The 12,161-nt window shown below is 43.7% G+C and carries 13 protein-coding genes; all 13 read right to left on the reverse strand.

Features of this window, described 5'->3' with window-relative positions:
- Positions 1–129 precede the first annotated feature (129 nt).
- A complete protein-coding gene (locus M301_RS07175; protein ID WP_013148103.1) occupies positions 130–420 on the reverse strand; it encodes a hypothetical protein in 291 nt (96 codons plus the stop codon).
- An 11-nt stretch (positions 421–431) separates the two neighbouring features.
- Positions 432–1,124, reverse strand: coding sequence for a hypothetical protein (locus M301_RS14220; RefSeq protein WP_013148104.1), 693 nt, complete (start codon positions 1,122–1,124; stop codon positions 432–434).
- A 62-nt stretch (positions 1,125–1,186) separates the two neighbouring features.
- Entirely contained in the window at positions 1,187–2,581 is a 1,395-nt protein-coding gene (locus M301_RS07185) for an APC family permease (RefSeq protein WP_013148105.1), read from the reverse strand.
- Positions 2,581–2,763: a hypothetical protein gene (locus M301_RS07190; protein WP_013148106.1), complete on the reverse strand. Its 183-nt coding sequence runs from the start codon at positions 2,761–2,763 to the stop codon at positions 2,581–2,583. Before M301_RS07190 ends, M301_RS07185 begins: the two co-directional genes overlap by 1 nt.
- Positions 2,764–2,789: 26 nt before the next feature.
- Complete coding sequence (locus M301_RS07195; protein ID WP_013148107.1) at positions 2,790–3,182, reverse strand: hypothetical protein; 393 nt, start codon at positions 3,180–3,182, stop codon at positions 2,790–2,792.
- A gap of 9 nt (positions 3,183–3,191) precedes the next feature.
- Positions 3,192–3,488 (reverse strand): hypothetical protein, encoded by a 297-nt coding sequence (locus tag M301_RS07200; RefSeq protein ID WP_013148108.1) that lies wholly within the window; start codon positions 3,486–3,488, stop codon positions 3,192–3,194.
- Between the two features lie 339 nt (positions 3,489–3,827).
- A complete protein-coding gene (locus M301_RS07205) occupies positions 3,828–5,177 on the reverse strand; it encodes an FMN-binding glutamate synthase family protein (protein ID WP_013148109.1) in 1,350 nt (449 codons plus the stop codon).
- 1 nt (position 5,178) lies between these two features.
- Entirely contained in the window at positions 5,179–5,871 is a 693-nt protein-coding gene (locus M301_RS07210; protein WP_013148110.1) for a GltB/FmdC/FwdC-like GXGXG domain-containing protein, read from the reverse strand.
- On the reverse strand, positions 5,859–6,755 hold the full coding sequence (locus M301_RS07215) for a class II glutamine amidotransferase (protein WP_013148111.1): 897 nt from the start codon (positions 6,753–6,755) through the stop codon (positions 5,859–5,861). Before M301_RS07215 ends, M301_RS07210 begins: the two co-directional genes overlap by 13 nt.
- A 61-nt stretch (positions 6,756–6,816) precedes the next feature.
- Complete coding sequence (gene glnT / locus M301_RS07220) at positions 6,817–8,151, reverse strand: type III glutamate--ammonia ligase (RefSeq protein WP_013148112.1); 1,335 nt, start codon at positions 8,149–8,151, stop codon at positions 6,817–6,819.
- Positions 8,152–8,294: 143 nt separating this feature from the next.
- Complete coding sequence (locus M301_RS07225) at positions 8,295–8,975, reverse strand: sarcosine oxidase subunit gamma (protein WP_013148113.1); 681 nt, start codon at positions 8,973–8,975, stop codon at positions 8,295–8,297.
- 1 nt (position 8,976) lies between these two features.
- Positions 8,977–11,871, reverse strand: coding sequence for an FAD-dependent oxidoreductase (locus M301_RS07230; protein ID WP_013148114.1), 2,895 nt, complete (start codon positions 11,869–11,871; stop codon positions 8,977–8,979).
- Entirely contained in the window at positions 11,868–12,146 is a 279-nt protein-coding gene (locus M301_RS07235; protein WP_013148115.1) for a sarcosine oxidase subunit delta, read from the reverse strand. The genes M301_RS07230 and M301_RS07235 overlap by 4 nt, the downstream gene beginning before the upstream one ends.
- Positions 12,147–12,161 lie beyond the last annotated feature (15 nt).

The raw sequence follows: 12,161 nt of genomic DNA on the forward strand, positions 1-12,161 counted from the left end.
CGTAAGGTTAGGAGATGACTTATCGTCAAACTTACGTAATACATTCTCATTCTTGGCTGCTTTCTTAACAATTCTCTTTAAGTACTACTACGTTTGGGTAGGTATGCCAAACAAGCGCTAACGCGTTAATTAATGCTCGCTTGAAAATATTTCCATGCGATATTTCGCCCAATAATAGGCATCTAAGATAGAAATCGCATAGATGAAAATTCCACCGGATAACTTGCCTATCATCGAAATATGCGGTTGCGCTAAGTTGAAGGTAATAAGCCCGAGAATAATCATAAAACACGCCATAAAGAAACCTCGTTTAGGTGCATTATTGATTACCTGCCCCATGCCTGGCAGGAAAATAGCGACAAGTAATACCAGTTTTGCGTCTAAAGGTTTTTGTATGGTTTGGTTATCGGTAGTTGTCATAGATTGCCTTTTTATGCCGCTTGATTTTTTAGGACTGTTACTGAGTTATCTATACCTTTTTCTATACTTTGACGTATAGCGACAGCCTGCTTTAATAAAGCTTCTACTACATCTCTAGAAATAGGCGTGTTTTCGTAAATAGCATTTCGCATGATGAGGTATTCGCCCCGCTCAGCCTGTTTAACCATATAAGTCAACCTAGTGAAGTTAGGCATGATCAATAACTCCTTCATATTTGCATCGGCAAAGAGTTGTGGAGTGATAGTGTTAATTAACGCCAAAGCAACTGCTTGATGTTGATATTTAAGAATGGCATGTTGTGGCCAATTTGCTGGAATAGCTAAGTTTTCGTTCCATTGCCATGAAGGGCTATAGAACTCGTTATTAGAAGGCCTAACGATGAAATCTAAGGTGCCAGCACTTTGCAGGTTCGCTTCCACCTTAATGAGAAGCCATAGTGGGGGCACTTTTCGCCAGCCCAGTGTATCTTCTACAATACTCAGCGACACCTTATAACCGTCGTAATCACCTTCAAGTACTGGTAAATTTGCTTTGTCTAAACGTTGCTGCGCATTTGTCACTAATGGTGAACACTCGTCAAAGATCCGACCTCTAGCATCGGCCTTGTAACGTACTGCATGACTATATTTGCGATATAGCATCACAGTCATCACAATGAGTAATAGTAAAACGACTATATTCATATTAAGCCTTATGTGGCAGCGGGGTTTAAGCCGCTGCCAATGGTTTACATCACTTGATAAGGCTAATAACCTTTTGGACGAGGCCAAGGCATCGTGAATTGGTCCGCGCGTTTTACAAACTTATAACGACGCAATACAAACCAGATGGATGCCAAGATATAGAACGCCATGATTGATAACAGTGAAGCACCATAACCCAAGAATGTTGCAAAATAAGTTGCGCAACACAAGGTTAGCAATGTAATCGCTGGTATCGGATGGAACGGGTGAATATAACCACGGTGTATCGAACCCAATGGCCACATTTTTCTGAATTTAATCATGTTAAATGTCATAAACGTATAGCCAAGCAAACCTGATAGGATAGAGAACGTAATCACTTGATCCAACAACCCTGTAAACGCAAACGAAATCGCGATTGGCACCAAAAATAGTACTGAACGATAAGGCGTGCGATATTTAGGATGGATGGCACCAAAGAACACTGGCATATAACGGTCACGACCTAACGAGAACCAAGCGCGTGACGCATCATTGATACAACCATTTGCTGAAGCAATTGCTGCAAACGCTGTCGCCACAAATAACATCAATTGCAGTTGACTGCTACCTAACAAGGTTGCCGCATCGTACATAGGCGTCACCGCTTGCCCTAAGTATTGCCAAGGCATCAAACCTGTTGCTACAAACCATGTAATCGTCGCAGCAACTAACAAGGTCATCATGCCGCCCATCGTACCAAGCGGGATAGAACGACCTGCTGAGCGAACTTCTTCTGCCGCCTGACATGTACCTTCAATACCCAAGTAGTACCACATACCAAATTGAAGTGCAGCAACCACCCCTATCCAGCCATAGGGCAAATCTGTAAGCAATGCCTGATGCTGCAATACAACGCCTTGATGAAGAGGATCAACAGCCAGAAAAAGCACAATTAAAGAAGTAAAGGCAAGGAAGGTAATGACCAAATTAAGCGTCAATGTCGCAAATACACCTCGGTAGTTAAGCCATGCCAGAAAAGCTACAGTCAACACCACGAACGGTTTGGTATCAAGGTTGGCATAACCCATCACCTCTGCGCCTGACTTCATTAGGTCACCCACCACCAGCGCGTCAGCAGCACATAACATGGTGTATGCCATCACTAGGTACAATCCGACGTTAAATGCCATCAGTGGGCCAATAATGTGCTTAGCCTGCGTATACTGCCCACCTGCAGCGGCCACTGTTGAAGTCACTTCAGAATCGATCATCGCTACACAGGTGTATAACAAACCGATCACCCAACAAGCAATCAGCGAAGCGTAAGCACCGCCCTTACCTACTGTAAAGTTCCAGCCCATAAACTCACCCACCAACACAATACCAACACCCAAAGCCCATATATGAAATGGATTGAGTACTTTGAGCATGGCGATAGGCTTACTACTGCTAGTCGTAATTTTCTCTTTAGCCATTATGTGCGCTCCTCTTCCATATGAACGCCGTGAACGACATCATCTTCACCACCTTCACGTGAGCTCATCAAATATTCTTCGTCGTATTGCGAAGAAATCATAAACGCATCTACTACCATCCAAACCAACATGACCGCTGATATGCTCCATGCTGCATACACCAGAATATCCCAAAACTTCATGATATTTCTCCCTTTAAAGTGAGCAACTATTTATTATCGAATTTTTCTCTAATGACTTCGCGGTATTGTTTATCTGACACCTTCAACATAAAAATGAAGTAGCCAGCAACCACAAGTATGGTGATAATCAACATCATAGGATCGATGCTGTAATCGAACCTGCTGTTAATTAACGTTGCAGCTTTTTCAGGGTCATAACCAAGTTTTACCCATTGCTGTTGCTGTATCTCATTCTGACCTAAAGATTCCCAGCTGACTTTTACAACGGCTGTCGCATTTGCTGCGGCAGCTTCAGCTTTTGCTTCCGCCTTGAATAGCAATGGCACCATTAAACTGGCGTAAACTAAGACTAAAACTAAAATTGTGTCAAAAATCTGACCGAACATGCCCTGTTTTGGAGGGGTATAATTTTTACTCATACGGTTCTCCTAATGGTTGATTTTAGCGGCACGGTTGGCGTCTAGGTGTTTGAGATCTAGACCATAGATGAAGTCTTTATCTTCTTTGAAGTGCTTGGTCATGGCAAAAACTGATGCCGTATTGAAAAGCATCAACATAAAGCTAGCCACGTAGAGTACGGTGCGAATGTTATCGTCTTTCACTATGCCTAATATCGCAATTAGCACAAAAATTACAGCTGCCCATAACAATGCAACATCGAACCAAGCCATCAGGCAGTCTCGTGTATACATGTCATTCATTCGTTTTTTATTATCATCTCTCATAACACTCTCCTCATAATTTTTTTATAAATTGGAATACTTGTGAAATAGAACGTGTGACATAAAACCTGTTGAAAGAACGATTACCGTAGTCACCAAAATGGTAGGTTAATTAGGTATCGACATGGGTTTGGTAATAAAGCTATTCCTCTAGGCGAAAAAAATGCGGCTATGGTTAAGCCGCACAAATAAAAAGTGAGAGTATGCGCATTTAATATGAAAGTTTTTTCTACCTTAATTTGGTAGTTGGAGGATAAGCCCGCCTTAAAGTAGAAAAAACTATTCATTACGCATACCCTCATAAAGCCCAATAAAATTGGGAGGGAAACTTTTAGAAAAGAATCAGAATTTAGAAACTCCTGGAATCCAGCTAGTACCAGCTAAAGGCACTTGTGCCATAGCTGAAGCTTCGATTGTTAATGCCACCAAATCCTCTGGCTCTAGATTATGCAGATGCGACTTACCGCAAGCACGTGCAACGACTTGAGCTTCCATTGTCATCACTGCAATATAATTAGCCAAGCGATGACCTGCCTTGATTGGATCAACACGTTTCATCAACTCAGGATCTTGCGTAGTGATACCTGCAGGATCTTTACCTTCGTGCCAGTCATCGTAAGCACCAGCAGTTGTACCTAACTTTTGGTACTCTTCTTCAAGGTGTGGATCATTGTCACCAAGTGCAATCAAAGCTGCTGTACCAATCGCAACAGCATCAGCACCTAAAGCAATCGCTTTAGCCACGTCTGCACCGTTACGGATACCACCAGAAACAATCAGCTGTACGCTGTCTTTACCGTTGCGATAAACCCCTAAGTCTTGCAATGCTTTCACTGCTGGGCGAATCGCCGCCAAGATTGGTATACCCACATGCTCAATAAATACTTCTTGAGTCGCCGCAGTACCGCCTTGCATACCATCCAACACAATGACATCTGCACCGGCTTTAACAGCAAGCGCTACGTCGAAGTAAGGACGAGTCGCACCAATTTTGACGTAGATTGGTTTTTCCCAGTCAGTAATTTCACGAAGTTCAGCGATTTTAATTTCCAAGTCATCTGGACCAGTCCAGTCAGGATGGCGACATGATGAACGTTGGTCGATACCTTCTGGCAAGCAGCGCATTTTTGCCACACGTGCTGTAATTTTTTGACCTAACAACATACCGCCGCCACCTGGTTTAGCACCTTGACCAATCACTAACTCAATGGCGTCGGCTTTGCGTAAATCGTCTGGATTCATACCATAACGTGAAGGTAAGTATTGATAAACCAGCGTTGTAGAGTGACCACGTTCTTCTTGTGTCATACCACCATCACCAGTCGTTGTACTTGTACCTGCTGCAGTTGCACCACGACCTAATGACTCTTTAGCCGGGCCTGATAATGAACCGAAACTCATACCAGCAATCGTCACTGGCGTTTTTAAATGAATTGGTTTTTTAGCAAAACGTGTACCTAAAACGACATCAGTACCGCATTTTTCACGATAACCTTCTAATGGATAACGGCTGACTGATGCGCCAAGGAATAGCAAGTCATCAAAGTGCGGTAATTTGCGTTTTGAACCTGCACCACGAATATCGTAGATACCTGTTGCGGCAGCACGTCTGATTTCTGAGTTGGTGTATTCATCAAACGTTGCAGAATAACGCGGTTTCGTTTGAGGGATTTTATGACTGTTGTCGCTCATTTTAGTATGCTCCTGCATTATCAACATGGAAGTGGTACAAGGTACGAGCAGAGCCATATTGCTTAAAGCTGTCTGGACTCACATCTGCGTGACCTGATTTTTTCAACAAATCAGCTAGAATTTGTTTATCTTCCGCATTCATTGTTTTCTCTTCGCAATCTGCGCCTAGGCTTTTAACCTTACCGCGCACAAACAACTTAGCTTCATAAATTGAGTCGCCAAGACCTTCACCTGCATCACCCAATATGACAAAGTTACCTGCTTGCGCCATGAAAGCTGAGAAGCTACCCACTGAACCACCCACTACAATATCAACGCCTTTCATTGCAATACCTGTACGTAAGCCAGCATCGCCATCAATGATCAGCAAGCCACCGTTGGCAGTTGCGCCAGCAGCATTTGAAGCGAAACCTTTCACATGCACTACACCTGACATCATGTTTTCAGCCACACCACTACCTGCACTGCCTTCAATGGTTACTTTAGCGATTTGATTCATACCTGCTGCGTAATAGCCAGCGTGGCCTTTAATCGTCACGTCCACTTCGGCTTTCAAACCTACAGCTACGTTATGCGCGCCATTTGGATTCTCAATGACAACTTTTTTCCCATTCAGACTACTTGCATCACCATGAAGGAATTGATTCACTTCACGTAATGGTTTGGTGTCTAAGTCAAATTTTAGAGTTTCCATACATACATCTCCTTAGGTGAAGGCTCGAATACCTTCGCGTTTTTAATATCTGGCAAATGGGCTAATGAGCGGAACTCAGAAGCAATTGCAACATAGTCATCATGTTCAGCAATGATTGCTGGTTTGCAGCCATATGGATCACGCACTAAAGCAAGCTCAGTACTTGTACCCATTAACAATGTATAAAAACCATCTAGCTCTTCAAAACCATGATTCAATGCAGTTTTAAGATCGTCACCTTCACGCATACGCCATTGCAAAAAGCGGCAAGCAGCTTCAGTATCGTTATCTGTTTCAAACTCGATACCTTCTTTTTGTAATTTACGGCGTAGGCTATTCGCGTTTGATAAAGAACCGTTATGCACTAGGCACCAGTCTTCACCAGCTGTAAATGGGTGTGCATGTGCAGGCGTCACAGCAGATTCAGTTGCCATACGGGTATGACCAACCAAGTGCGTACCTTTGAAGTTTTTAAAGTCATAACGGTCAGCCACTTGTTGTGGTGTGCCTACGTCTTTATAGATGTCCATTAACTGACCAACAGACAACAAATGTAATTGTGGGTAATGTTCTTTCAACCACATTTTCACTGTTGCTGGCTCAAGCGTTGTCGTTAACACAGCATGATTTTCTTTTGGTTCAATCTTAGCCTTGATGCTTAAGTGTTTCTCAAAATCATGGCCTAATTTAGTCCAGTTGAAATCCGTAGCACCAGAATACAGGCTGAATTTTCTCGCATCAGCGGCTACTGGCGCAGTAAACATCGCCATGCCAGCTGAGTCAGGCCCACGCTCAGTCATGCCGATTAGCATAGGCATCATGAGCTCACCAATCGAGTCACGCAATTTGGGATTTCTTACTAATAATCCGACAATTCCACACATACTTTTCTCCTTACAAATATAGTTAAATTTTTGCTCTTACAATAAAACCAGTCACTAAAATCTAGAAAAACTCTACGTAGCGATTGATTTCCCAATCAGAAACATGGCGCTGATACTCCATTGATTCCGCACGCTTAATTTTGATAAATTCTTCAGATAGCGAATCACCCAATGCATCACGAATGACTTTATCGCCTTCGAATTCGTCTATGGCCTCACTTAAACTTTGTGGCAATATTCCTATGCCCTGCTCACGCATTTGTGCAGGTGATAAGTCATATAAGTTATTGGCATGACCAGCACCTGGATGCAGTTCACGTTTAACACCATCAAGACCCGCAGCAATCACTGCAGCCGTTGCTAGATAAGGGTTGCAGCTACCATCCGGTAAGCGCAGCTCTAAACGGCCGTATGGAATACGTACCATCGTTGAACGGTTATTATTGCCATAAGAAATATATGCTGGCGCCCATGTTGAGCCCGTGAGAGACTGGCTCACCACTAGACGTTTATATGAGTTAACAGTTGGGCAAGCTAATGCCGTGATTGCAGGCGCATGGGCAAGAATACCGCCCATAAAGTGATACGCTAGTTTTGATAAACCGTGGCCTGTTGTATCGCTATCGTCATGGAACAAGCTTTTCTTGCCGTCACCAATCGACATATGCATATGCATACCATTGCCCGGACGATTACCAAAAGGTTTAGGCATGAACGAACAAATCATGCCTAATTCATTGGCAATATGACTAGCCGCCATTTTGAACATCAAATAATCATCTGCACTTTTTAAACAGTCTGCGTAGGTATAGTTGATTTCAAATTGACCATTTGCATCTTCATGGTCAATTTGGTAAATATCTAAGCCAGCTGCAATTAACGTTTCTGTTAAACGTTCCAAAAACGCTGATTGTTTTGACATGCTCTTATAGTCATAACAAGGCTTTTGCAAGGTATCAGTTGAGTCATACGGGTGAATACCGCCTTTTTCATCTTTACGCAATAAAGAGAATTCAGGCTCTAACCCTGTGTAAAGAATCCAGCCATTCTTAGCAAGACGGTCAGTTTGCGCTTTGAGTACTACACGTGAATCATGTCCGTAAGGCTTTTCATTGACGTGACCATCACAAACAATGCGCGCATAGCCTGGTTGCCAAGGCACCAATGTGAGGGTTGATAAATCACCAACCGCCATATAATCTGGGCCATTTGGTGCAATGCCCATACCCCAAATTGCGCCACCAGCAAAACCAGCACCACCTTTAAGGATGCTGCCGAGGTGCTCGGCAGGCACTGACTTAACCTTAGCAACACCATGTATATCCACAAACTGAGCTAATATGTACTTAACATCATTATCTTTTAGAAACTTTTTTGCTTCATCAAACGTTTTCATTCATTTCTCCCTGAAAATCCAATGTATCTACATTAATAAAATGTATCCGCATCAACCTTAAATTAAGTCATCTCCAACGATTTCTCAGCACTAGCTTTATTTTTTATCGCAAGCTCTTGTTCTGACACTAAACTCCAGCTTTACTAAGAGTTCTGATACTGAGCAAGCCCTACTGCACCACCACCTAGTTCTGTAGCAATTTCTATTAGCACTTCCCACATATAAGGACCGTAAGTACCATCACACCAAACACGGTAAACTGGCTCTCCGTTTAAGGTTTGGCGTATCACTGTTGCCGAAATACCCGCTACTTGGGTCATGATGAGGTCTTTTGCAGCAAGTGATTTCTCACGTAAATCGAGTGAGCAAAGCTCAGAAAACAAGTTAAGCGCTTCGCTACCACTGACAATAAATGCGGCATCTGCACGTGGCACTTTATAAACACTTGCTACACGCGTTGTATCACTGGCTAATCGAGTACAAGCAGAACCACCCAACTGATCCTCAATCAAGAATTCGCTTGATCCCAGACGTAAAACCAAAGTTTTTTGTTCACATACCGTCCATGAGTTAGGCGTAGTTGGAATCGCAATTCCACGCTCAAGCAACCATTGCGTTGCGTTAGGGCCTTTTACGCCATAGCGCGATAAGCAACTTACATCAGCAACACCTAGCACTTTTTTTCTGGCATCTTCAATCGCTGCACTCGCAAATTCCACTGCTGTGTCCATGCCATTAATCACTTCCCATTTAGCGGACTCTCTTGGTTGAGCATGCGCTACAGGTGATGTTTGGATGATACTTTTGACGTCAAACTGCTGCATATCATGCTCCCTTTAAAGTCTTAATAAATGGGGTTTTAATCACGGTCGCGGCGACTAATGCGCCACTATCCACACGAATTTGGAATACTGAACCTGCTTCTTTTTTAGAAGGTGTCACATAGGCAAAACCTATGCAACGATCAAGGTATTTGCTGTAACTGATACTCGTCACCCGACCTAAAATATCGCGTCCATCTACAACCAAGTTACAATCCATAGGCATTTCGCCTTTGTAGTTTTCAGCTAAAACAAAAGGCACTAATTGTTTTCTTAATGGGCGTTTAGCTAAAATCGTTAAGCTTCTTTGGCCAATAAAATAAGGTTTACTCATTTTGATTGCCCAGTCAGCGCCAATTTCAAATGGATTAGTTAAGCCGTCGGTATCAACCCCTGGCATAGCGTGACCCATTTCAAGACGTAACAAGCGTTGCGTATCACTACCAAATGGACGTAAAGCGTGTTTCTTACCAGCAGCTATCAAAGCATTCCAAAGATGCGGTATTTGTCCCATTGGTGCGTGTAACTCATATCCGTTATCGGCTACGAATGCCACTCTAATCATGCGTGTTTCTACAGCAGCTACTTGGCTTTCACGCACACTACTCATCGGGAATGACTCATAGGAAAGGTCTAAGTCGGTCAGTGTTGAGAGAATTTCACGCGCAGCTGGGCCGGCAATATTGATAGCACCAAAAGCCCCTGTCACATTCACTAAACCAAGATTGAGTTGCCATATCTGTTGTGAACGTTGCATTTCGCGGTAAACAGCGGCTGCATTAGATGTACCAATAGAAAGATAGAACAAATCATCAGCAAGGCGGCTTGCTATGCCATCGTCAACGACTACACCTGACTCATCAAGCAACATCACATAACGGCATGAGCCTACTTTTTGATCGGTATAAACGCCAGTGAAAAAACGTTCTAAGAACAAAGCTGCATCTGGACCATGAATTTCAATTTTGCCGAATGAGCTGCCATCAATGATGCCAGCTGTTTTACGCACTGCAAGCGCTTCAGTTTGAATTGCATCTTCTTTAGACTGATCCGCTGCTGGGTAATAAGCTGCACGTTTCCACGCACCGATATCTGTGAATACTGCACCATTTGCCTGATGCCAATCATGCAAGGAAGTTAAACGGTGCGAATGGAAGCCTCGTCCGCCCAAATGCCCGATTGGTGTTGGGTGGAAGAATGGTCTTGATGTCGTTGTGCCGATTTTTTCAACGGGCAAGCTACGTATCTTAGCTAAGATACGAATCGCATTCATATTAGAATGCTTACCTTGGCTAGGACCCATACCCACTGTAGTAAAGCGCTTCATTAGCTCGATATTGTCAAAGCCTTCTTTAGCCGCGTTCACAAAGTCTTTGATTTGAATATCTTCGTCAAAGTCGACAAAGTTCTTACCTTTAGGATGTGGCACCATAGGGTAAGGATGGCTTGGAGAAATCCCAGCATGCTTCTCAGCCTCATTTTGTGGGGCTTGCAGACCTAAATGACGAATGGCATCATTTGCTGCACGAACACCATCACGCACGCGCTGCTCAAGCTCAAAAACACCGTTCACTTTACCTGCCGCGAACATGCCATTTGGCAAGCGGCTTGGAACGAACTGCTCTACGCCATAATCGAACTGCATGCCTGTACCGGCTTGATACAGCAATGCACCTGCTGGTGCCCAGCCTGCGCTCATCGCAATACCATCACACTCGAGCGTGAATTTGTTATCAGTTAAGGCAATATTTTGTTTTTCGTCATACGCGCAAATAACGGCACCGCGAACACCAGATTTATCTGAAGATGCAATCGCTTCATAAACACAATGACCGATATAGACTTTAACGCCACGTTTTGCAAGTGCAGCACTATATGCAGCACTTCCTGTTTGGCGCATATCGACCAAAGCTGCAATCTTAGTACCAGCTTGCAGTAAATCTAAGGCAACACGATAACCGTAATCGTTGGCTGTTACGACGATGCCATTATTAAACGGTTTCACTGCGTAACGGTAGATTAAACGCTGCACTGCAGAGCCTAGCATGACACCTGGCAAATCGTTGTATCTGAATACTGGTGGCTGCTCAAAAGCACCACTGGCAACGATCACAGCTTTAGCGCGTACTTTGTTGATGCCAGAATCGCTTACTACAGGAATAAGATGATCTGGGTAGTAACCAGCGGCATAAGCACCTGCCATTACCTTAATATTTGGCATATTGGCAGCCTTAGCCAATAAAATATCAAGCTGTGAAACCACGCTTGAGTCACCAGCACGGTTATAGCCTAAGCTGCCGCCAAGCTGACGGTTCTCATCCACAATCGTCACTTCAAGACCAGCTTCTGCTGCAGTACAAGCTGCTGTTAAACCTGTTGGACCTGCACCGATCACCAGCACATCACAATGTGAGTGTGTTTTACGTTTTAAGATGCGAGGGTAATCAAAATTGACAATACCTAAACCCGCTGCCTTACGAATGACGCTTTCCCAAAATGGAAATAAACGACGTGGCGTATGGAAAGCTTTATAGTAAAAACCAACAGGCAATAGCGGAGAAATTGAATCTATGTAGCTATTCTTATCTTTTTTAACGCCACCGCTAGTATTCACTGCGGTCAATACCATGCCCTCTTTCACTTCAACCACATCGGCACGAATATTCGTATCTATGCCGTCAGTCACAAGAACGTTCACATCATGGTTTGCTAAGCTCAACACCCCACGTGCACGGTGGTATTTAAAGCTACGACCTAATACTTTTTGACCAGCAGCCCACAATGCGCTGCTAATGGTATCGCCTTCAAATGCTGAAAACGCCTCACCTTCAAAAGTGAAGTTGATTTTTTTAGTTCGGTTAACCCATTCCCCGGCTTGCTTGGGTGTACGAAAAATCATTTGCCTTCCTCCTGAGTTGTATTGTTTTGGCCAAGAAGATAGGTACGCGTGACTTTATCTGTCAGCGTATTGCGCTCTGCAATAAACCATGTGCCGCTTGGTGAGTGATACCACCATTCTTTTTTGTCGCCAGGCGCACCGCTGCGGTTATGCACATAAGCAGCCCACTCAGCATCAGTACAAGTATCCTGATCTGGCGCTTGTCTATATTCGCCACCGAAGACAAACTCGCTTAGCGGTCTTGTTCCATTCATGGGACAGGTGAGTAATTTCATTTCATATTCCTCTGA

The organism is Methylotenera versatilis 301, from assembly GCF_000093025.1.
In the GTDB taxonomy this organism is placed as follows: Bacteria; Pseudomonadota; Gammaproteobacteria; order Burkholderiales; family Methylophilaceae; genus Methylotenera; species Methylotenera versatilis.